This window comes from Glaciecola sp. XM2 (assembly GCF_018595715.1).
Taxonomy (GTDB): domain Bacteria; phylum Pseudomonadota; class Gammaproteobacteria; order Enterobacterales; family Alteromonadaceae; genus Glaciecola.
In genome coordinates this window covers 189585-212364 of record NZ_JAHEOJ010000014.1, presented here as the reverse complement: position 1 = coordinate 212364, position 22780 = coordinate 189585, and the positions used below count along the sequence as shown (strand labels likewise).

Genomic DNA, 22780 nt, shown 5'->3' with positions numbered 1-22780 from the left:
TCCTGAAGGTTAAATGCCTAAAACAAGCATTTATTTTTTCAATAAGGCTTTGATGGCCTCCCCAATCCCTTCAAGGGTCAGGGGGTACATTTTCTGGTTCATGATCTCAAGCATGATTTGTATCGATGCATGATAGTGCCAATACGCTTTAGGCTGAGGATTCAGCCAAACACAATATTCGAAATGGTTGAGCATGCGCTGCATCCATACACTACCGGGCTCTTCGTTCCAATGCTCAACACTGCCGCCTGGATAGGTTATTTCATATGGGCCCATTGTGGCATCGCCTACGAAGATGACTTTATAGTCACTGCCGTATTTATGCAAGATCTGATAAGTATCGATATCGCCTTGACCGCGGCGCGCGTTGTCTTGCCACACCCCGTCATATAAGCAATTGTGGAAATAAAAGAACTCAATATGTTTAAACTCTGTGTGGGCTGCAGAAAACAATTCTTCACATAGCTGGATATGCGCATCCATCGAACCGCCCACGTCAAAAAACAGCAAGAGTTTAACGGCATTTCGACGTTCTGGCGCCATCTTTATGTCTAAGTAGCCAGCATTTTTAGCAGTAGAGGCGATGGTATCACTTACATCCAGCTGGTCACTTGCCCCTGTGCGGGCAAACTTGCGTAAACGTCTAAGGGCAATTTTAATGTTACGCGTCCCGAGTTCCACGTCGCTTGAGAGATTCTTAAAGGTGCGTTTATCCCATACTTTTGCAGCCGAAAAATTACGGTTCTTATCTTGGCCAATGCGAACGCCTTCTGGATTGTAGCCATGAGCCCCAAAGGGAGATGTGCCGCCCGTGCCAATCCATTTATTACCGCCTTCGTGACGTTTTTCTTGATCCTTGAGACGCTCTTCGAGGGTTTTCATCAGCTCATCAAGCCCGTCTAAGGATTTGATTTGCTGTTTTTCTTCTTCAGTCAGCACCTTCTCTAACTGTTTACGCAACCATTCTTGAGGGATTTCTTGGTCAAACAAGTCGATTTGCTGAACACCCTTAAAATATTCTGCAAACGCTCGGTCGAATTTATCGTACTGACTCTCGTCCTTTATCATGACCGTGCGGGCCAAATAATAAAATGCATCCATATCGCTATAGACCACTTCATTTTTGAGCGCCCGCATAAGGTCCAAATACTCAGTAATACTGGTTTTTACTTTATGTTTTCTTAGGGTAAAGAAAAAATTAATCAGCATTGCGTCGAGCCATGAACATCAGTTTTTCAAACAAATGAATGTCTTGTTCGTTTTTCAATAATGCACCATATAGCGGTGGCAAGGCATTTTTTGCATCTTTATCGGCAATTGCTTCAGGTGGGATATCGTCTGCCACCAGCAGCTTTAACCAATCAATGAGCTCTGAGGTTGAAGGCTTTTTCTTCAGACCATTGACGTTTCTCAACTGGAAAAACGATTTAAGCGCATTATCAAGCAAACCCTTTTTCAATTCTGGAAAGTGAACCTGCACGATTTGACGCATTTCATCGTCGCTTGGAAATTGAATATAATGAAAGAAACAGCGGCGCAAGAAGGCATCTGGCAGCTCTTTCTCATTATTTGACGTAATAATCACAATGGGACGCTGTTTTGCAACCACCCTTTCTTGGGTTTCATATACAAAAAATTCCATCTTATCCAATTCAAGCAAAAGGTCGTTTGGAAACTCAATGTCCGCTTTATCTATTTCATCAATCAATAATACTGGGCGCTGCTCAGCGCTAAACGCCTCCCAAAGCTTTCCTTTTACAATGTAATTACGTATGTCTTTTACACGCGCGTCACCGAGTTGCGAATCGCGTAAGCGAGACACGGCATCATATTCATACAATCCTTGCTGAGCTTTCGTGGTTGATTTTATATGCCATTGAAGCAGGTTGGTATTCAGTGCGCTTGCTAGCTCTTCAGCCAACATCGTCTTACCGGTCCCCGGCTCTCCTTTGATCAACAGCGGCTTTTCTAAAGTAATTGCCGCGTTAACCGCAAGTTGCAATTCCTTGCTCGCAATATAGTTTTCGGTGCCAATAAAGCCCATTTACAACCCTCTTTTGATGATTTTATTTCGTGTTGAGTCACAACAAGTGACCAGTAACAAGCACTAAGATGCATGACGTTATGCATCAAACGTAAATGTGTATGCGTAAACCCTAACATTCAACTGTGCACTTAGTAACTTTAGAGTGCTTATTGTATTGACTAAACATCAGTAATATACATACCTGATAAATGCCGATTGGGTTGATTTTTTTACTCGTCATTACGCTTTAAAATCTTTGTGGGTGTTTTGTTGATGAGTAAATAGGCAGCATGACTGGAATTATTAAGCCAATATTGCGGTCTTATGCGTTATCAGTTGCTAGACTAACAAGTGCTAATAACTTATATCAAAAAAGCACTTCGCTTTTTCTAAATTACGCATAAGCTAGAGTGTGTGATACACGTAACTAACACAACAAAATAAAGCACAAATATACCGTAAAGGTTTTGTGGTTTTTAAACAAAGGATCTCATCAACATGAATGTATTTGACGACAGCTCACTGGCAATTGGCAAAACGCCATTGGTTAAACTTAATCGCGTTGTTTCTGGCAATGTTTACGCCAAAATTGAAAGTCGTAACCCTAGTTTCAGCGTAAAGTGTCGCATTGGCGCGAACATGATTTGGGATGCAGAGAAAAAAGGCATCCTCACACCTGAAAAAGAAATCATTGAAGCAACCAGCGGTAACACCGGCATCGCACTGGCGTTTGTAGCAGCATCGCGCGGATACAAAATCACCCTTACTATGCCAAGCAGCATGTCATTAGAGCGCAGAAAGCTTCTTAAAGCACTGGGTGCAACACTTGTATTAACAGAACCGCCTAAGGGTATGAAAGGCGCTGTTGCAAAAGTACAGGAGCTGATGGACGCAAACCCAGGTAAATATGTGCCTATGCATCAATTTGATAACCCAGCAAACCCTGAAATTCATGAGCAAACCACGGGTCCCGAAATTTGGGAAGCAACTGACGGTAAAGTCGATGCGTTTATTGCAGGCGTGGGCACTGGCGGTACCATCACAGGTACGTCTCGTTATTTAAAGTATACGCAAGGCAAAGCTATTACAACGGTTGCAGTTGAACCTGAAGATTCACCTGTGATCACTCAGGCATTAGCAGGTGAGGAGTTGACCCCTGCCCCTCATAAAATTCAAGGGATTGGCGCAGGCTTTATACCAGGTAACTTAGACCTAAGCATTATCGATGAGGTAGAGCGCGTAAGTAACGAAGAGTGCTTTGACATGTGCCGACGCTTAATGAAAGAAGAAGGGATTTTAGCAGGTATCTCTTCAGGTGCTGCTGCTGTCGCTGCTGCTCGCTATGCACAACGCCCAGAAAACAAAGATAAAATCATTGTTGTTCTACTTGCAAGTGGCACCGAGCGTTATCTCAGCAGCCCCTTGTTTGCCGGTGAATTTTCGGATTTAGAAGAAGTTCAATAAGCTTCAATTTATAACCCTGTAAAAAAGAGAGCTTCGGCTCTCTTTTTTGTTAATGATAGCGAAGTGACTGCCGATAAAATAATTAGAGGAGACATATTTCATGAAAGTATTTTTAGCAGTTCTCAGCGCAATCGTTTTTCTTTTCGGATGCAGCCAAAAGGCTGAAGAAGAGGTTTCTGCCGGTCGCTACGGCATGATGAGCACTGACACTCCGCAGCACACTGCTGTAATGTTTATACGCGCGATTTACAACGAAGAAACGTTAGATAAAGCGGTCGAACTTAGTGACGAGCGCTTTGGCCGTTTACTGCTCAATCAGCATACAAACCGCAATGTGCAACGACATGTCCTTAATCTGAGACTAGACGACATCAGTGTGGACCCAGTCTCTGGCGGCACGCTACTGTATTCGGAAAAACAAGTCGATGCCGATATTGAAGTCAAAATTGTCGGCACCTTTGATTATGAGCAAATCGTTGATCTTAAAACGATTTCCATGATCAGAGAGTCTGGGCAATGGAAAGTCATCGACGTAAAAAACACGATTCCGTAAGCTTGCTCAAAAACTTATTTGCCTACCGCTAGGCCTTCTCGACGAGGGTCTGCAGCTCCAATAAGTTTGCCATCTTTTACTTGAATGCCATGTAAACCACTGTTTAAGTCTATTATTCGCACATCATGGCCTAAAGCCTCTAGCGAGCCTTCGAGTTCAGTCAATACTGAACCTTTTTCTAAAGCCGTATAATCGTTTCTATTGGTAAAACGGGGAGCACTAATCGCTTGCTGTATGTCCATACCAAAATCGAGCACGTTAATAATCGCTTGAGCGGTATAGTTGATTATGCGACTGCCACCAGGCGAGCCTACAACCACATATAAATCACCCTGCTCATCAAAAATCATCGTTGGGGACATAGAGCTGCGGGGGCGCTTACCTGGTTCCACCCTGTTTAGCACAAGTTTACCATCGCGCTCGGGCGATAATGAAAAGTCAGTAAGTTGATTATTGAGCAGAAAGCCACCAACCATCACGCCAGAGCCAAACATAAACTCAATACTGGTGGTCATCGATATCGCATTGCCATCTTTATCAATGATAGAAATATGGCTTGTGCTATTTAACTCATAAGCATCATCTTGGGCAAAGCTATATGTGGGGTACGGCTGACCTTCAGTTGCCTTTTGATACTGGCCAGTGACATTAATTAACTTACGACGCTCACGCAAATAATCGTTAGCTAACAGTGGCTGGGCAGAAAGCCCCATAAAGTCTAAATCAGCTAAATATACCGCCCTATCGGCAAAGGCTAACGAACTAGCTTGACTAAACGCATGCACTAACTCGGTACCTTGAGGGCTCCAGTCGCTTAGCTTAAATTGTTCTAGTCCATTTAAAATTTGAAACACGCTCACCCCACCTGAACTCGGTGGCGCCATGCCGCAAATTTTATATGAGCGATATTGACCGCACATAGGCTGTCTTTCGATGGCTTGATAGTTGCGTAGATCGCTCGTACTCATTCTTCCAGGATTCGCGGGCGCTAGCCTTACTGCTTCGGCGATTTGTTCTGCCAACACCCCTTTGTAGAAATAATCTGTGCCCTGCTCAGCAATTTTAGTCAAGCTAGCGGCCAGCTCTGGGTTTTTAAGAATATCCCCAGTTTGCAGGCCCTGACCGTTAGGTTTAAAATAGTTTTGTGCGGCATCGAAGGTATTTAATGCTGGGTGAATATCTCTGGCAATTAAACCTGACAAACGTGGCGATACTTCAAATCCGTCGTTTGCTAACGCAATAGTCTCGTTAAATAGTGCATTCCATGGCAATTTTCCATGCTTGCTATGGGCCAACTCTAGCGCCTTCAATACACCCGGTACACCTACCGATTTACCACCTAACACGGCATCACGCCAAGACATGGCCTTACCGTCTTTAAAAAACACCTCGCTGCTTGCGTTTGCTGGCGCGGTTTCTCTACCATCGTAAGTGCTTAGCTGCTTGTTTTCATTATCCCAATATAAAATGAACGCGCCGCCACCAATGCCCGAAGATTGAGGTTCAACCAGCGTTAACATTGCCTGTATGGCAATCGCGGCGTCTATGGCTGAGCCACCTTGCTCAATAATGCGCTTACCAGCCTCAGAGGCATGCTTGTTAGCCGCCGATACCATAAACTCAGTGCCAGTAACGGCCTGTTGATTATACCAACCGGTTGCTGCCTCTGGCTCTCGGTCTTCCCATGGTGTTTGCTGAGCAATAGCGCCCTGCGTTATCACAAAGAAGCTGCATGATAAGGCGAGCTTAGCCAGGGTGTGCGTAATTGAATTCATAATAGTAGCCTTATTTAAACTTATTCGTATCGACGGGGCGCTTTTCAATAAACGCTGAAAATGCTTCCTTTGCGGCCTCACTGTGCATCGCTTTTACAAACCATTTTAGCTCTTCATCAATATGCGCTTTGATATGTGTTTTATCATTTTTTAACAACATTTTAGTTTGCTGCAACGCGCTTGCAGGCTTATTCGTAAGCTTTTGAAGAAGTGCATTGGTAGCGCTGTCTAAATCGTCGTTATGGGCGCTGTTGATTAAACCTGCACTGAGGGCTTTGCCGGCAGTAAACACCTCACCTAGCATTAGCAACTCTGATGCCACCAAATGACCACATATCCGAGGAATGATATAGCTCGATGCGTATTCAGGCACCAAGCCTAGGTTAATGAACGGCATCGCAAACTTGGTATTGGCATGGGCAAGCACAAAGTCACAGTGCAAAAGGAGCGTAGTACCAATGCCTATTGCAAGTCCCTCTACCTTTGCCACAACCGGTAGCGGGCAGTTTAACAGCGCCTGCATAAAACGATAGGTTTCGTTTATCTCTTCACTTTCGTCTGAGTTCATAAATTCAGACACGTCGTTACCCGCAGTGAAACACCCTTCGCTACCTTCTATCAGCACTACTTTAGCGTTTGAAGCAGTCGCGTCTTCAATAGCAATAGCTAGCGCTAAATACATACTAGGCAGTAATGCATTCTTCTTTTCAGGACGATTGATTTGTAAGTGCAGTACCGAGTCTCTCACTTCAACGTTTATCATTGCCACTTAATCACTTTAGAAATACTGAGCGCTAGTCTACAATCAAGTGGTTGATTTATAAAGCGTCATTGATCACTAAAAATTCGCAAATACATGGGTTAGGAGACAACAATGAAACTGGCAAAGGGAGCAGCATATTCTCGATGTAAGTTGGTTTTCCACATGCTGGCGCTCGCCTCTATTTTAGTGATGTTTTTACCCGACAATCTGCAAAGCCTGCTTGTATTGAGCCGAGATGGGATTGCGAACAAACATATATGGCAGCTACTCACCGCTCATTTTGTACACAGTAATGTTTGGCATCTGGTGTTTAACATCACTGGGCTATATTTAACATGGTTTCTATTTTCTGAGGAGTTTGAACCATCCGCGCTGATTGCCACATTGATGGTTTGCACCGTCGGACTGTCTATAACTTTGGTGCTAATAACCGACATTAATAACTACGTTGGGCTGTCTGGAACACTGCATGGCTTGTTTGCCTATGCATTAGTGCGTGAACTCAAACATCCTCGACCAACGACTTTTGTGCTCATTGCAGCCGCTATTGGTAAGTTAGCGTATGAGCAGCTTGGAGGTTCAACCGATGCCACAGAAGCACTCATTGGCGTATCTGTCGCCATTGATGCGCATTTGTGGGGAGCAATTTTGGGTATTATATGCGGCTGTATTAGCTTGCTGTTTCCAACCACAAGTAATGAAGTATGATGACGCGAAAGCAGTATGTGATTTTATTGAACATACGTAACTTAAAAATGAATACATAGCAGCCTTAGAAGCTACTCTTCGCAGCCTTTTTTCATGCGTTTGTCGCGCCATGTAACGTACCTTTCTTCAAGGGAACGACCAGTTATCGCTGCATAAAAAATACTCGCAGATAAAAGCAGCATTCCACAACCAAGCAGAATGTTTAGGACCGATGACTCTACAATGCCAATGTAAATAAGGAATATAGCGATTAAGGCTATGAATATTTGAGTAAACATAAAACTCCCTTGTGTACTTATTTAGACATGTTCATTTAAGTTTTTATTCAAGTTGCTGTTCCTAAGATCAGCAATTGCTAATACGAAAACTACAATGCCGTTTCTTGAGGTGGCACCAACGCAACATCAAACACCTTTTGCACATTATTAGGGTAAGTTGCTTTAATTCTTCCTAACCCTATTTCTTCATATAAATAAGGTGCTTGGTTACCATCGACATACGCTTCTAATATCATTGAGATTTTGGTAGACGGATAAAAAACCTTTACGTGCCCCGTTTCTCCATCAGAATACACAACAAACTGGCCGGTTGACGATATTACATAGTCACTCGTTTGACTAATTCGAATATTTTTAAAATACAGATATGTGAAGTGACCAATAGCTTCAAAGTGTTCTGGAGGCATTCGTTTAGACTGCGTTAATTCTCTAAAATCAAAACCGAGCGGCTCTGACTGTTCAGACACCACCTCACTAAAAGCTGGGGTTACCAGCAATAATAGAGACAACGCCAAACCTGTTATCAAGCTCAATTGCACTTGGCACAAAGACGCTTCTCTTTTATGTTCTTTCAAAATTGCCACCTTTAATAAATCGATGGGAATACAAGCTCATCCGTCATTGTTCGGTTTCACCCAACCAACATTCTTATCTTTTTCCTCATCTATAAGTGGATAGATATCATCAGCGGTAAATGCGACGGCATCCTGACCGATACCAAATAACAGATAATTGTTGCCGTCGTTTACGACTTCGTAATAAAACTCTCTGTGCTGTTCACCGAGCACTAATGGGCCTGAAACGTCGTGTGTGAAGACCAATTCTCCCTGTTTTAGATTGCTTCTTAACTCTGCAATGCTCTTAGGGTAAGCATCGTTTTGAAGTTTAAAGTATTCAATATGCCTGACCAACGACGTCATTGCACTGATTGCGTGAGGCTCAAAGCTTTTACCAATGCTTTTACTGTTGAACACCGCAGGTAAAACAATTCCATACAAAACGACTGTCAGCATCACCCCAGAGAAACCTATTAAGCCAAGCTTCTTTGAGTTTTCTTTGCGGCTCACAAGGGCATTGATGATACATATGATGCCAGGAATAACACCGATTAAGGGGATGAATGAAACACCTGATAGTATAAATGCGCCGCTTCCATGGTGGGTTTTCGACCTGTCTTCCACTTGTTTCTCCATAAAATAAAAAATCCATAAACTGGCTAAAAGTAACAGGCATATTGTGATTCCAATATAAAGGAACGAATTGCCTAGATCATTATGTCCCCGAGACTAAGCCAAATGCCGCTCAGTGATGTTGGAAAACATAATAACAAAAAAAAGGCCTGTCAAAACCAAGCCGGTTACTTAATTTGTGCTCATAGCTTGAGTTAATTTATTGGAAGCCCCATACTGTATATAATTACAGTGCGGGGCTTTATTTTGGAATTACAAAAAAAATCTTACGCAAGGATTTCGGAGACGATACCAAAGGCGTTAAAGGGCCTACAGGTAAACGGATGCAAGAATCCTGCTTGTGCAAACTTCTGTATCGATCCGCATGATTACAATCCAGTAGAATACAGCTTAAGAAAAGGATCTAACCCATTTTATAAAATATCGGGTTCAGGCAGAAATGAACCTAATCTCCAATGCAGAGTGTGTCGCGAGATCACTCCTATCAAATCTAATGTAGGTATTCTAGAGGAGGAGTCCCGTATATCCTCATATTTGCATGAACCCTTATACACTTGCCCAAATACCGAATGTAATAATCACCTTATGTCAGTTTTGCGAGATATTGGACATTTCGTCAAAAACCTACTTTGATAAGTTAAACTGGCTTTATGAGCAAAGTTTAGCATTCGCTAGAGAGCGAGAAATTCGATTATTAAAAACTTCCTATGCTCAAAAAGTCGATATTTGTACTGATAGGCAGGTACATATTAGCTCTTGGAGTGTTCGTAAAGATAAAAGAAACATTGAATTATGGGCGATAGGCAGCGCCGACAATATCAGTGGGTATGTTTTTGGCGTCCACTTTAATTACGATCCATTAATAGATAGAACGGCAGCTGAAATTGATGCCAGCGCAGTAAACCCTAAAATTACGCCGCCACACCTTCAACCTCATGCACGTCTATGGTTACAACGTTATCATAATGAAGAGCTTAGCATGTCGACTCACGAGCATATAAAAGGCCTATCTAAGCTTGAAAATAGTTCATTTGAACAAGCCGAGATATTAGACGGTACTACAAAACTCCCCGATAAAGGTGCTTTGGTTCACAGTGAGTACACCATGTATGCGCACTTCTTATTAGTAGCAAGGCTTTTGGGAAATGTGAAACAAGTGCATTACTCGCTTGATAGAGAAGCCGGAATAAGAAATGCATTTATGCTTGCCAATAAAGAGCGTGTGTCAAATGGTTCAGCTCATGCATTTTATGTCAAAAACAGGACAGGATTGACCGTTGATGAAAAAAAAGAAATCGTAAAAGATTTTTATAAAGCATTTAGAGTCATCGCTGGCAAATCATTCAGATCAGCTACTGGTACGGAAAGATACAATACAATTATTAGCATGCTTCGACAAAATATACCTCAGGCAAAACTTATCCCCTTTAGTAAGCAAATGTGGCTTAGACATCCCCATTTTACAATGCCTGAACCAGAGAAATTAGTGGCCGCGTTAACACCGATAACGCACCTATCCATTCAAGAGCAATCTGAGCTATATAAACCTTCTTCTCTTGCCGCAATAGATAGGTTTTTCATGTTCGTTAGACGCCGAGTAAGTCTTCTTGAGCGGAGTAAGTCTGTAGCATCAAGCGAGCGCCGCAAATGGCATGGGTACAGTGCCTATGACCCTTATTCATATTTGAAGGTCATGGAGATTGTGCGGCTCTTTTACAATTATTGTTTAAAGGCAAAAGATGGGACAACAGCAGCTATGAGACTTGGTTTGGCAAAGAGACCAATCAGATTAGAGAGTATTGTATATTTTGAAAAGTGATTTAAGACATTGCAACTCACTGGTTAATAATAAGAAATCCATGATATTGTATTGCATCGAGAGTTTTAGAGGAAAAGTAATAATGATTGTAAAAGGATTTACTATAGGGCTGTTATTCATTAGCTTGAGCGGTTGCGCTTCATTTATCGCCAATCAAATGACAAGTCCCAAAAAATCTAACGTAGAGGGCAATATCTCAGACTGGGCTATTGTGCAACAATTGTGTGATACAAACAATTACTGTGTTAAAGCAATAGGTTTAGGTGAGTCTGCCGAAGGTGATTATAGTCTAAAATTTAGGTTTCATATCAATGATAATCATAAAATCTGGCGCTACGAAACCAAAAGTGACGGCGTAGAAACCGCCAAACCACTTGCGAACCATTTGATATTGCTCTTTACTGGATATAGCCAACCCACTGAAGTCTTATATATACATCAATTATGGTTACAACGCATGACGGGCGCAGAAGTCATCGTTCTACCTAGTGCTGAAAACACAGAGACGTTTAAATTTGGTCTAGATTACGCCCCTCCTATCGTTGCTGAAATTCAAAGATTAAACCCTGCAAAGGTGCACCTTATTGGATTTTCAATGGGCGCATTAGCAGCGATTGAGGTTGAGAAACAAATTGACAATGCCAAACTCTATTTAGTCGCGCCAATGACCGACTTTGACTATTCAGCTAAAGCGATTTACGACATTCTGTATAGAGATAAAATATACGCGACGTTTATCTCCCAAGATACGCTTGAGGATGCAATTCAAATTGTTTATGAGGAGTCAGGAACAACATCAAAAGATACTGATTTAATAGCAAAACTGAATAGGGTAACTTCACCCACATTTATCTATGCATCTTATGAAGATAGGGTTGTTGAGTATTCCGCTTTTAACGCTATTCCAAATGATAATGTTGATGTAAATATTTACGGAGAGTTAAATCATTTGGAAATGGTTGCCCTATTAAGTCAGGATTTGATGACTGACTTCGTATCTGATTTACTTGAGAGGCCAGTGTTAAAGAGTGAAATTACAACTTTGGGTATATTGTGTGATTTTGATGATGATGATTGTCTAAATCAACTACCTGATTAGCGCACAAAAAATAAGGCGAGTTCAAAAACTCGCCTTAGCACAAATTAAGTAACCGACTTGCTGTCAAAACAGGCCTTTTCAATCACGAATACTCAATCAAACGCTTACTTTTATAGATGCGTCTCAAAAAGCTTATGAATCCGTCTATATTCATCCAACCAAGAGCTTGGCTGCACAAAGCCGTGAGGCTCCACTGGATAAATTGCGGTTTCAAAATCCTCTTTTTCAAGCTCAATGAGGCGCTGTACGAGGCGCACAACATCCACAAAAAACACATTATCATCTACCATAGGTGCATTCATAAGCAGCGGCTTATTTAAACCTTCTGCAAAGTAAATGGGTGAACTGCGCTCGTAGGCAATAGGGTCGACATCGGGCGTGTTCAAAATGTTTGATGTGTAAGGCGTGTTGTAGTGTGCCCAATCAGATACTGGACGAAGCGCAGCGCCTGCTTGGAACAGCTCTGGCTCGTTAAACAATGCCATAAAGGTTAAGAACCCTCCGTAGGAGCCGCCATAGGTGCCAATGCGTCCACGGTCAACGTTAGCATTTTCAACAATCCAATCCACCCCGTCTTTTAAGTCTTGTATTTCTGGCGTGCCCATTTGACGATAAATGGCGGTACGCCAATCGCGCCCGTAACCCGCAGAGGCTCTAAAATCCATATCAAGTACTACATAACCTTGAGACACAAGCAGGTTATGGTACATATACTCGCGGAAGTAACCTGACCATCCCATATGTGCGTTTTGCAAATAGCCCGCACCATGGTTAAACACAACGGCTCTGCGTTTTTCAGTGCTGTTGTCGGTAGGTAGATATACGCGAGAGTAAATCGGTTGCTCGGTGTGACTAGAGGGTATCGCAACAATCGACGGTGCCTGCCAGTCAATAGACAAGTAAGCATCACTTACCGTACTGCTCAGCTTTTGCGCTTGCGCATCTGCGGTAAGTTCCAGTGTATAAAGCTCTGGTGGCATCGTGAGTTTGCTGTGCGTTAACAGCAGTGCATCTTCATTAGGACTCACTACAAAATCGGTCATACCATTTAAGTTGGTCAAGGCAACACTTTCACCGGTGGTTAAATTGGTACGATAAATCTCGTAAATACCAGGGTGCTTTTTGTTAGCTTTATAATAAGCGTGATTATCATCTCCTGAGATACGCACGTTATCAACAAGGTAGGTTCCCGATGTGATTTGACGGGCTTCGCCTTCTAAAGGTTTTACATACAGGTGAGCGTAACCTGACTCTTCAGACAGATAATAGAGAGTTTCGCTGTCTTCTAACCATCCAAACTGATTGAAGCGATAGTTAATCCAAGCATCGTCGTGCAATCTGTGCTGCGTGGTAAAAGAAGTATCCTCAGCGACATCAAGGGTCACAAGCCAGCGGTCTTTGTTATCCCACGCTTCAAGCATTAACGCGACATCTGTGCCGTTGTCGTGCCAGCGTATTGGCATGCCAGTGTTGTACCAATCAAATAGTAAGCCAATATCACGGGGTAAACGGTTTGCCGTGTAGGTCTCACCGCGTCTTTCAGCATTTTCACGTTTTACATCTTCTAAGACGTCTTCGTTGTATCCCGGCAGGTTTACGTAGCTGATTTTACGCTGAGTGCCGTTTTGCAAGTCCAGTAAATAAACATAGTGATTCACAGGTTTTGCATCGGCTACACGCTGACGAACTGGTTTTGCCGCAATACGACCATCTTCTTCAATATAATCAGGCATGATGTCGGTGTCTGAACGCGTTTCTACATTATCGCGAGTCACCACAATGGCATGATTGCCCGACGGGGAAATGCTTGCCAATACATTTTGATAATTTTTATCTAAATAAAACTCCGATGACATGACCGCAGCGTTGGCACTTTTTATCGCGTTGCGCATATCTTCTGTGTCTTGGCGATTTTTGCGCTGCACATTTTCATACTGAATAAGTTTAAGCTGTTCTTGTGCGATATAGTCTTTAGGTGGTTTTACCGCTTGGGGTTTATCTGCAAAGGCCCACGATAGTAGCTGTTGATAACGCCCAGTTTTTACGTCTATGGCATAAAATGCGTTGCCAACTTGATATGATATGCCGGTTTCTTGAAAGTAGCTTAAGTTTCGTGCTATGGCAGCATCACGTGTGAGTTGAATCGTAGCGCCAGCACCACGCATTTTCGCAAATACGTCGCCCTCATAAATCCATGCAATGAAATCATGATCTTTGTCGTCAATTTTTTCGTCAAACGACATTTCATGTAAGCTAGCTAGTGGAACTTTATCACCATTACCCTGCCCAATACCTGTTGCATAAAGGTCTCGGATAACAGAGCCCTCACGCTTGCGGTAATACATCATCGATTTACCGTCTGGCGAGAAAAACGCGTCCTGTGGCTGACGGCCCAACCAATCAGGATCAGACATGATCTGTTCCATAGTTAGCTCAACGCTTTGCGCCTGCTGAGGAGCTGCATTCGCAGTTTGTTGCGTCATGGTGGTAGTATTGAAGTTGGACGAAGGGCTCGCACTAACGGTATTACTATCTGCTGCTGTTGCAACACAACCGCTCACAAAGGCAGCCGCAATTAAAGTCATACTGAGTTTAGTTTTATTCATATAGAGTCTTATTTTTTGTTATGTAAAGGTAAATAACTTGCTATAAATGATTACACCGCATAGTTTACACGGTTGTGATCTAAATAAAATCATCATCAATACAAATGAGGGTAATTTCATCATTTGTTGTAAAAGGATACCCATGAAAACGTTATTAACAGGGGCAGCACTGCTGCTAAGCTCAACACTCGTCAGTGCCAATGAGTGCCCAGATGTACTTAAACACATGAAACGTAAGCTTAATTCACAAGAAGTCGTGAATTTGTGTGAAGCTTACTCTGGTAAAGCCGTATTATTTGTAAACACCGCCAGTAAGTGTGGTTTTACACCGCAATTTGAGGGCCTAGAGGCACTTTACACAGAACACAAAGACGAAGGCTTTGTAATATTAGGCTTTCCTTCCAATGATTTTGCACAAGAATACGCAGACGAAAGTAAAACAGCAGAAGTATGTGAACTAACCTACGGGGTTAACTTCCCAATGTTCGAGCCTATTTCGGTGAGAGGCGACAGTGCTGACCCACTTTACGCAAAGCTGGCTGAAGAAACGGGTAAGTCGCCAAAGTGGAATTTCAATAAATATTTGATGGATAAGAACGGTAACATCGCGCATTACGGATCGCGTACTCGTCCTGATGATGAAGACTTCTTAGCGGATATTAACAAGGCCATTGCCGGTAACTAACGTATTACTGCGTTTGCGTTAAGCAAAAAAAGCCCCGCTTTCGCGGGGCTATCAACACACTCAACTAGGAACACACTAATAATCAGTAATGAGCTTACTAACTATTGTTACTTATTAGTGTTCAACTACTGTAAATGGTTCACAATATTTTCTTCAAAATTTTTCCACGCCTCATTCGCAGACGCCTCACCCATCGCAAGTCCTTCTAAATAAAAGAATTTTGCATCAACCAGCCCTATGAATCCTAACAAATTTTTAATGTACGGCGTTTGAGTATCCATATCCGTACCAACATACTTTCCGCCCCTCGCAGCAATAACAGTAGCCTGCTTTCCTTTTAATAAACCTTCTGGACCATTTTCAGTGTATCGAAAGGTCACGCCTGCTCTAACCACTCGGTCAAAAAAAGCTTTAAGTGCTGAAGGCATACCAAAGTTATACATGGGAACGGCGAAGATAATTTCATCCGCACGCTGTATTTGTGCAATAAAGGTTTCTGACCAACTTGCTAATTGTGCTTGCTCTTCGGTGCGCTGCTCGCTAGGGATGCCCCACGCAGCCATTTCAGCGCCACTTAAGTGCGGCAATAGCAGTTCATTTAGGTCAATATTGGTGACTTCAATCTCTTGTTTATTGGACAATGCCGCAAGGTACGCGTCGCTCGCTTTGTGACTATTTCCGGCTTTACCTTGAAGACTGCTATTAACAACTAATACTTGTTTCATAAATGTATCTCTGTGGTGGTAGTAATGTAGTAACACAGAGTAAACATCAACAAAGTCGATGTATATTGCAATAATATGCAAAATATTTACGATTTTTTAGAAAGGTTTTATTTGCTTAGCGCTCAGAACACACCGCTAAGGCTTGAGCGATATCGTCAATCACGTCTTGCGCATCTTCTATTCCGATACTCATACGAATCATACTATCTCCAATTCCCATTACCTCCCGTTGCTCAGGGCCATTTTCATAGAAGATAGTAGTCGCAACCGGAAGAGCAAGCGTGCGAGTATCGCCTAGGTGGGTTGCACAAATCACTAATTGAAGTGCGTTTAAAAACTTACGCATATCTATATTATTGTTCAGTTCAAAACTGAGGATGCCACCAAATTGACCATTAAATAAGGCCTTCGCTCGAGCATGTTGCGGATGCTCAGGCATGCCTGGATAAAACACTTTCGCCACACTCGCATGCGTGTCTAGGAATTTAGCGATTGCCATGGCGTTTATACAGGTTTTATCTAAGCGTAAATTAAGGGTTTCAAGGCCTACTGAAATTTGGTGCGCCGAGGCAGGAGCCAATGTCGCACCCATATCTCGTAACCCGCGCTTGCGAATTTGCGTCAACCCCCATTGAGAGGTATCTGCCACTTTATACTTATCAGAGATATTACTGAAATTTTCCCAGTTATAATTTCCTAAATCTACAGCTGCCCCACCTAATACGTTGCCATGACCACCGATGTATTTGGTTAATGAGGTAACTATCATCGATACATTAAGCGCTTTTGCATTAAGCATCGTCGCGGGTGTCATCGTGTTATCTAAGATAAATAGTAAATCATGTTCCGTACATAACTTAACGATACCTTCGATATCACTGACTTGCGTACCAGGGTTGGCAATAGACTCACAGAATACTAGGGTGGTGTTTTCGTTTATGGCGTCTTGTACGCATTGCGCGTAGCTTACGTCAACGAAAGAAATTTGAATCCCAAACTGCTGCAAGGTTTCCATAAAGCTTCTGGTATTGCCAAATAAAAACTGACTAACAATGATGTGATCGCCAGCTTTGAGTAGCGAAAAAAGCACACCACTAATGCCTGCCATGCCTGTAGCAAAGGCTACTGCACCTACTCCATCTTCTAACGCACAGAGCATATTTTGCAAAGCAACAGCTGAGCCTGATGAGCTGCGCGAGTACACATGCCCTGCTTCTTTACCCTGAAAAACAGACTCTAATTGGGCAACGTCTTCAAACTCAAACAAAACAGAATTGTTGGTCGCTTCGTGCACCGCGCCATGTTGTGGACGGTTAAGCAGTCGGTCAGCATGAACCAGTTGCGTGTTGCTAGTGGATTTTTTCACGGTTATGTTTACTTTTTGTATTTGAGATGGAAATGCGCTTACTGCGGACAATCACAGAATTTAATTGATGTTAGCGAAACTAAGCTCTATTGTATAGCCAGCTTTTAAATTATTGGTTTATTTACCGTATTTCTCGATGTGCATTCTATTTATCGCCGTTAATCAACATCCCAATTATCCGCTTATTGTTGCCGCCAATCGTGACGAGTTTCATGCTCGTGCAACTCAGCACTCACATTTTTGGCCATCACATCCAGACATATTAGCGGGAAAAGATCTCGTCGCAGGCGGTAGCTGGATGGGCATCTCGCAATCAGGCAAATTATCTGCATTAACCAATATTCGCGCACCAGAAAAAGAGCGTAGTAACGCCATCAGTCGCGGCGAATTAGTCATAAACTATTTGAGCCAAGACTACACCCAACAAGACTACCTGCGCCACTTATCTAAGCATGCAAACAACTATAATGGCTACAACCTGCTGTTTGGAAATTTAGATTCGTTACAGGTATATAATAATTATGAAGACTCTACTTACAACCTAACCGATGGCGTGTATGGGCTCTCAAATGCGAGTTTAAACAGTCCATGGCCAAAACTAGATTTAGGGCGAAGTGAACTCGCAAAGTATTGTCAGCAAGGTGGTGTATTCAATATAGAGCATTTGTTTAATCTGTTAGGTAACGATACCCAAGCAAACGATGAAGTCTTGCCGCAAACAGGCGTACCCATCGAGTGGGAACGCAGGCTTTCTTCTATATTTATACAGTCAGATGACTACGGAACCCGCTCTAGCACCGTATTGTTGCTCGACAAGTACCGTCAAATTTTTTGGCAAGAAAGAAGCTTTGATAAAAACGCAGTCGTCGTTGGCCAGCAAAGCTATCACTTTAGTCTTGATTAAGACCTAAGACAATAGACGTATGGCGTTCGTTTATGGTGAAATTTATTCGATATTTCACACAAATAGGGCATAATACGAACTCATGCATTCGGCGCTATTCGCGCCGTAAACATTGCACACTACTTGTCAAAAAATTAGAGGAATATCATCTGTGTTTGAAACGCTACCTGCCCTTCCCCCCGACCCAATTCTAGGCTTATCTGCTGCGTATAAAGAAGATAGTAACCCAAAAAAAATTGACCTAGGTGTTGGTGTTTATAAAGATGAGTATGGTAATACGCCGATTTTAAAGGCCGTTAGCCAAGCACAAGTGTTATTGCAAGAGCGCGAGACTTCTAAAGTTTATATCACGCCGCAAGGGCATCAGGGTTTCATAGACGGCATGCTCTCTCTTATGTTTGGTGAACATAGCCAAGTATTAGGCGATACTCGCGTAGCCGCGGTGCAAGCACCCGGCGGATGTGGCGCGCTGCGTATATTAGCTGAGCTACTCATGCGCTGTAATGAAGACACAGTGGTATGGGTGAGCGACCCTACTTGGGCAAATCATATTCCCTTATTGGGCGATGCAGGATTAACACTAAAAACCTATCCGTATTTCGATAAAGACACCGCCAGTATCAAATTCGACGAAATGATGGACTGCTTGGCAAAAGTAAAAAAAGGCGATGTCGTGTTATTACACGGTTGTTGCCACAACCCAACCGGAGCTGATTTAAGCAAAGAACAGTGGCAAGCGGTTGCTGAACTAGCCGTAAACACCGGCTTTTTACCGTTTGTTGATGTCGCCTATCAAGGCTTTGGTGACGGTATCGAAGAAGACGCTTATGGGCTGCGGTTGCTTGCAAATAGCGTTGATGAAATGGTCATAGCGGCGTCATGCAGTAAGAACTTTGGCCTATATCGTGAGCGCGTTGGTCTCGCGGCGATTGTGAGTCAAAATGCGACAGTGAGCAAAATCACTCAATCGCAAATACAATCTGTTGCTAGAGGCATATACTCCATGCCGCCATCTTACGGTGGTGCCTTAGTTGATATTATTTTGAGCAACCCTTCACTTACTCACACATGGCGTGGTGAAGTATCAGATATGCGTGAGCGCATGATCACCTTACGTGAACTGCTTGTGACGAACCTTCACAAACAAGGTGTGCATAAAGATTTCAGCTTTATAAACCAACAAAAAGGTATGTTTTCATTTTTGTGCATTGCGCCTGAAATTGTGCAGCGCCTTAGAAGTGAGCATAGCGTCTATTTTGTTGACTCAAGCCGCATCAATATTGCGGGTATCAATAAAACCAACGTTGAAGTTCTGGCAAAAGCGATTGCCGACACGCTCAAAAAGTAAGATGTTTTGATATGTGTAGAGGGCAAATGTTTGGCAACCCAGCCAAACGCTGCCCTCACTGCTCTGCTCTTGCGTGCTTTGATTGCAACACGCAAGGCCGCTCATTTTTCCTTTGACGATTATTTTAATGCCACCCTTGTCGCCACACGCTGTCGTCCTTTAAATCATGCCAATCTAAAAACCGTTCCTCTTTGCTCATGATGGCTTGAATTTGGCAATCTACCACTACCTGCTCTTCGTCGTACTCAACCGATACAATAACAAAATGCTTTTGTTTATTAATGGGCCTTACCGCTGTCCATTTACTGTGAAGCAACTTTTTAGGATTAACCTTGTTTGGCATAACTACGATCTTCTTTTTCGTCAATGTGTCGATAACAACGTTAAAGGGTGAATAGATATAAATACGTATCCGTCATAATGTATACGTATGGGCAACGTCAAACGACTTTATTCACTTGAAAATACGTTATCCTCCACCACGGTATAACGTGAGTCATTTAACGAGGCTCGCAAACTAAACAAATTTGTAGCCAAAATACTTTAAAGGTTGTCATGAAAGGTATCGTATTTACTGAGTTTAATGAAATGGTGGAAACTCGCTTTTCTCCAGAAATGCTCGACGAAATCATCACAGAGTGTGACTTAACATCTGGCGGCGCTTACACTGCAGTAGGCACCTATGATCATGGCGAACTGATACAGATGGCACAAGCGCTTTCAGATAAAACCAACACACCGGTGGAGCAATTAGTGTTTGCTTTTGGCGAGCATCTTGCCGTTCGATTTTCAGTTTTGTTTACCTCGTTCTTTGACGCGACTAACAACACCTTCGACTTTATGAAAACCCTCGATAATCATATTCACGTTGAGGTGAAAAAGCTGTATCCCGATGCAGACCTTCCCTCGTTTAGTTTTGATGATAGCGATGCTAGTTGTTTAATCATGGAGTATCGCTCTAGTAGAGGCCTATCTGATTTGGCCCATGGATTGATGACCGGTGTTATCAGACATTATCAAGAAAACATCACGATAAATGTAGAGCATGTTGTCGGTAAAGAGCACGTGCGATTTCATTTGCTTGCTCAATAACTAGGTCGATTATGACTGAAGACGACGCAAAAAAAATTGCCTTTTTAGAGCGCAGAGTCGAACGCGAAAAATCCGCGCGGCGAGCCTCTGAGTTTATCTTAGAAGAAAAAAGTCATGAGCTCTATCATGCTAATCAAAAGCTCCTTAAGGCGATACGCGACCTTGAAATTCTGACCTTAGCCGTTGAGCAAAGCCCTATTATCGTCTTGATTTCAGATGTGGCTGGGGTTTTAGAATACGTTAACCAAGCATTTATTGACATCAGTGGCTTGAAGAAAGCAGACGTCATTGGGCAAAGCATTCCGAGTTTAGGCTTGAATATCAAGGGCGAAGTAAAAGAGGGAGTGCGTCTTGTCATCAACGAGAAACTCACATGGAAAAGCCAAATTACTGGCATTGCCCCAGATGGATTCGAATACCAATTGTCCATTAGTATTTCTCCAGTCTTAGACAATGATAACAAAGTCGCTCACTTACTATACAACTGCCAAGACATCACCAAACAAAAACAAAATGAACAAAAAATATACGAGCTCGCACACCACGACTCACTAACAGGGCTCGCGAATCGCTACAGTATTGATGCTATTTTAGAGCAAGCTATTAGCACCGCTCAGCGCAACAAGACCCAAGTATCTGTTCTATTTGTGGACATGGACCGTTTTAAGCGTATTAATGACGATCATGGCCACAAGTTTGGCGATGCGCTCTTACAGCAAGTCGCCCATCGCTTACAGGGCATTTGCAGACGCAAAAGCGATTATCTCGCGCGTATTGGCGGGGATGAGTTTTTAGTGGTACTGACTGATACGAAAGACTCGACATTTAGTAGTTTGACCGCCGAGAGCATTATTGAAGTGCTTAGCTTACCGTATTTAATTGAAGGCCAAGAGCTTAAATCAACTCCTAGTATCGGCATTTCACTTTACCCAAATGACGGAACGACCACCAGTGAACTCATTAGCAATGCCGACGCGGCGATGTATCACGTTAAACAGAATGGTCGCAGAAGATACAGCTACTTTACCAAAGAGCTTAATCAAATTGTTGATGAAAAGAACAAAATTGAGCAAGAATTACGCATCGCGCTTGCGCAAGACAACCTGCAGCTGTTCTATCAGCCGCAAGTATATTTATCACAAGAGAGAGTGTTTGGGGTAGAAGCGCTGCTTAGATGGAATCACCCTACCATGGGCTTTATTTCGCCCGACAAATTTATTCCAATTGCCGAGGAGCGCGGACTGATTTATGAAGTGGGATCATGGGTCATCAAAACCGCATTTGCTCAACAAAAGAAATGGAAGTCTTTGGTAGATGTGCCAGTAAAGTTAGCGATAAATCTATCTGCCAAGCAAATAGAAAATAAACAGTTTATTAGCGATATAAAAGGTGCGTTGCTCATTTATGATATTGACCCCTCGATGATTGAGCTTGAGATCACAGAATCCATAGCCATGGAAAATCCTGATCATTCCATTAAAACCCTCAACAAATTGCGCGAATTGGGATTTGAGCTTGCTATTGATGACTTTGGTACAGGTTATTCATCACTGTCGTATTTAAAAATGCTACCTATTCAAACTTTAAAACTCGATAAGTCGTTTATTGATAATTTAGAAAATGACCAAGATAGTCTGAAGATTTGTAAAGCATCCATTTCTTTAACCCATGATTTAGGTCTTCGCTTTGTGGCCGAGGGCGTTGAAACAAAATGGCAGGCTAGCTTTCTACAAGAAAACAGTTGTGATGTGCTACAAGGCTATTACTTTAGTAGGCCCGTGCCTGCTGAGCAAGCCTTTGAATATATGCAAAATTTTGATTGGGACTCGATCTAAGCGCTTGCTTTTAATGCCGCATTAGCCTTTAATAACACCATTCATTTACCGTTTTAGATCATTATTTTTACGCACATGCATGCCTCACTGATTAAATTCTGCTGTTTGCTGTTTGTCCTACAAGGCATGTTTTCTAACATCGTCTCGGGGCATAATTTGCGCACGCTTAATGCGCAAAGCGACGCAGATGTGTTGGTCATTTGCACTGGTAATGAGACTAAATGGATTTCTGCACAGCAATATTTTGATTTTGGCAAAATTGTTGAAATACAGGCCCCCGCAGACGCCGACGAAAGCCGCTTATCACTCGCATGCGCAAATGCTCATGCTTTTGAAAACAAACTAGGTAGTCATATGTCTACTTGGCTACTGTTAGCATGGCAAAGTAGCAGTGAAGACCGCTTTCAAGCTTTATATTCTCGCCTTTTACCACAACCTTTCTACCTTCTCGCAAGTACCAGAGCGCCTCCGCAAGTCCTCAATAGTTAATAAACATTCTACATCATATTTTTAACTAACCCTTATAGGGTCTTGTGGACACCAT

22 protein-coding genes are annotated in these 22780 nt (G+C 42.6%); 11 read left to right on the top strand and 11 right to left on the bottom strand.

From position 1 onward, the window contains the following. Positions 1–30: 30 nt before the first annotated feature. Positions 31–1209, bottom strand: a complete 1179-nt coding sequence (locus KJ365_RS01385) for a vWA domain-containing protein (protein ID WP_214449820.1) — start codon at positions 1207–1209, stop codon at positions 31–33. Further along, positions 1199–2044, bottom strand: a complete 846-nt coding sequence (locus KJ365_RS01380) for an AAA family ATPase (RefSeq protein ID WP_214449819.1) — start codon at positions 2042–2044, stop codon at positions 1199–1201. Before KJ365_RS01380 ends, KJ365_RS01385 begins: the two co-directional genes overlap by 11 nt. A gap of 480 nt (positions 2045–2524) precedes the next feature. On the opposite strand from KJ365_RS01380, the gene cysK reads away from it, so the two are divergent. Next, on the top strand, positions 2525–3490 hold the full coding sequence (cysK, locus tag KJ365_RS01375) for a cysteine synthase A (RefSeq protein ID WP_214449818.1): 966 nt from the start codon (positions 2525–2527) through the stop codon (positions 3488–3490). 100 nt (positions 3491–3590) lie between these two features. Continuing rightward, positions 3591–4043 (top strand): hypothetical protein, encoded by a 453-nt coding sequence (locus KJ365_RS01370; protein WP_214449817.1) that lies wholly within the window; start codon positions 3591–3593, stop codon positions 4041–4043. A gap of 14 nt (positions 4044–4057) precedes the next feature. Here KJ365_RS01370 and ggt read toward each other — a convergent pair whose 3' ends face one another. After that, positions 4058–5818 (bottom strand): gamma-glutamyltransferase, encoded by a 1761-nt coding sequence (gene ggt / locus KJ365_RS01365; protein WP_214449816.1) that lies wholly within the window; start codon positions 5816–5818, stop codon positions 4058–4060. Between the two features lie 10 nt (positions 5819–5828). After that, positions 5829–6581: an enoyl-CoA hydratase-related protein gene (locus KJ365_RS01360; RefSeq protein WP_214450095.1), complete on the bottom strand. Its 753-nt coding sequence runs from the start codon at positions 6579–6581 to the stop codon at positions 5829–5831. A 111-nt stretch (positions 6582–6692) separates the two neighbouring features. Between KJ365_RS01360 and rrtA the strand changes: the two genes are divergently transcribed. Beyond that, positions 6693–7289 carry a rhombosortase gene (gene rrtA / locus KJ365_RS01355; RefSeq protein WP_214449815.1) on the top strand — a complete coding sequence of 199 codons (597 nt, stop codon included), beginning with the start codon at positions 6693–6695 and terminating at the stop codon, positions 7287–7289. A gap of 71 nt (positions 7290–7360) precedes the next feature. Here the strand turns inward: rrtA and KJ365_RS01350 are convergent, their stop codons facing one another. The 3 genes from KJ365_RS01350 to KJ365_RS01340 form a co-directional block, all read right to left on the bottom strand. Beyond that, entirely contained in the window at positions 7361–7567 is a 207-nt protein-coding gene (locus KJ365_RS01350; protein WP_214449814.1) for a hypothetical protein, read from the bottom strand. A gap of 89 nt (positions 7568–7656) precedes the next feature. Continuing rightward, the gene (locus tag KJ365_RS01345) at positions 7657–8142 is read right to left on the bottom strand and encodes a hypothetical protein (protein WP_214449813.1); all 486 of its coding nucleotides are present in this window, start codon (positions 8140–8142) and stop codon (positions 7657–7659) included. A 36-nt stretch (positions 8143–8178) separates the two neighbouring features. Continuing rightward, positions 8179–8748, bottom strand: coding sequence for a hypothetical protein (locus KJ365_RS01340; protein WP_214449812.1), 570 nt, complete (start codon positions 8746–8748; stop codon positions 8179–8181). A gap of 613 nt (positions 8749–9361) precedes the next feature. Between KJ365_RS01340 and KJ365_RS01335 the strand changes: the two genes are divergently transcribed. Together KJ365_RS01335 and KJ365_RS01330 are read left to right on the top strand one after the other, a co-directional pair. After that, a complete protein-coding gene (locus KJ365_RS01335) occupies positions 9362–10576 on the top strand; it encodes a hypothetical protein (protein WP_214449811.1) in 1215 nt (404 codons plus the stop codon). An 82-nt stretch (positions 10577–10658) separates the two neighbouring features. Beyond that, positions 10659–11675 carry a hypothetical protein gene (locus KJ365_RS01330; RefSeq protein ID WP_214449810.1) on the top strand — a complete coding sequence of 339 codons (1017 nt, stop codon included), beginning with the start codon at positions 10659–10661 and terminating at the stop codon, positions 11673–11675. 110 nt (positions 11676–11785) lie between these two features. Here the strand turns inward: KJ365_RS01330 and KJ365_RS01325 are convergent, their stop codons facing one another. Then, positions 11786–14281, bottom strand: coding sequence for a S9 family peptidase (locus KJ365_RS01325; protein ID WP_250883968.1), 2496 nt, complete (start codon positions 14279–14281; stop codon positions 11786–11788). 142 nt (positions 14282–14423) lie between these two features. Between KJ365_RS01325 and KJ365_RS01320 the strand changes: the two genes are divergently transcribed. Then, entirely contained in the window at positions 14424–14966 is a 543-nt protein-coding gene (locus KJ365_RS01320) for a glutathione peroxidase (protein ID WP_214449809.1), read from the top strand. Positions 14967–15091: 125 nt separating this feature from the next. Here the strand turns inward: KJ365_RS01320 and KJ365_RS01315 are convergent, their stop codons facing one another. Further along, positions 15092–15691: an FMN-dependent NADH-azoreductase gene (locus KJ365_RS01315; RefSeq protein WP_214449808.1), complete on the bottom strand. Its 600-nt coding sequence runs from the start codon at positions 15689–15691 to the stop codon at positions 15092–15094. Between the two features lie 115 nt (positions 15692–15806). Then, positions 15807–17057, bottom strand: a complete 1251-nt coding sequence (locus KJ365_RS01310; protein WP_214449807.1) for a cystathionine gamma-synthase family protein — start codon at positions 17055–17057, stop codon at positions 15807–15809. A gap of 136 nt (positions 17058–17193) precedes the next feature. On the opposite strand from KJ365_RS01310, the gene KJ365_RS01305 reads away from it, so the two are divergent. Together KJ365_RS01305 and KJ365_RS01300 are read left to right on the top strand one after the other, a co-directional pair. Continuing rightward, positions 17194–17961 carry an NRDE family protein gene (locus KJ365_RS01305; protein ID WP_214449806.1) on the top strand — a complete coding sequence of 256 codons (768 nt, stop codon included), beginning with the start codon at positions 17194–17196 and terminating at the stop codon, positions 17959–17961. A gap of 151 nt (positions 17962–18112) precedes the next feature. Further along, positions 18113–19309, top strand: coding sequence for an amino acid aminotransferase (locus tag KJ365_RS01300; RefSeq protein WP_214449805.1), 1197 nt, complete (start codon positions 18113–18115; stop codon positions 19307–19309). Positions 19310–19433: 124 nt separating this feature from the next. Here KJ365_RS01300 and KJ365_RS01295 read toward each other — a convergent pair whose 3' ends face one another. Then, positions 19434–19652 carry a TIGR02450 family Trp-rich protein gene (locus KJ365_RS01295; protein ID WP_214449804.1) on the bottom strand — a complete coding sequence of 73 codons (219 nt, stop codon included), beginning with the start codon at positions 19650–19652 and terminating at the stop codon, positions 19434–19436. A gap of 212 nt (positions 19653–19864) precedes the next feature. On the opposite strand from KJ365_RS01295, the gene KJ365_RS01290 reads away from it, so the two are divergent. From KJ365_RS01290 to KJ365_RS01280, 3 genes are all read left to right on the top strand, one after another. Next, on the top strand, positions 19865–20401 hold the full coding sequence (locus KJ365_RS01290; protein ID WP_214449803.1) for a heme NO-binding domain-containing protein: 537 nt from the start codon (positions 19865–19867) through the stop codon (positions 20399–20401). Positions 20402–20412: 11 nt separating this feature from the next. Next, the gene (locus KJ365_RS01285) at positions 20413–22236 is read left to right on the top strand and encodes a putative bifunctional diguanylate cyclase/phosphodiesterase (RefSeq protein WP_214449802.1); all 1824 of its coding nucleotides are present in this window, start codon (positions 20413–20415) and stop codon (positions 22234–22236) included. A gap of 126 nt (positions 22237–22362) precedes the next feature. Beyond that, the gene (locus tag KJ365_RS01280) at positions 22363–22725 is read left to right on the top strand and encodes a hypothetical protein (RefSeq protein ID WP_214449801.1); all 363 of its coding nucleotides are present in this window, start codon (positions 22363–22365) and stop codon (positions 22723–22725) included. The last annotated feature ends 55 nt before the right edge of the window (positions 22726–22780 follow it).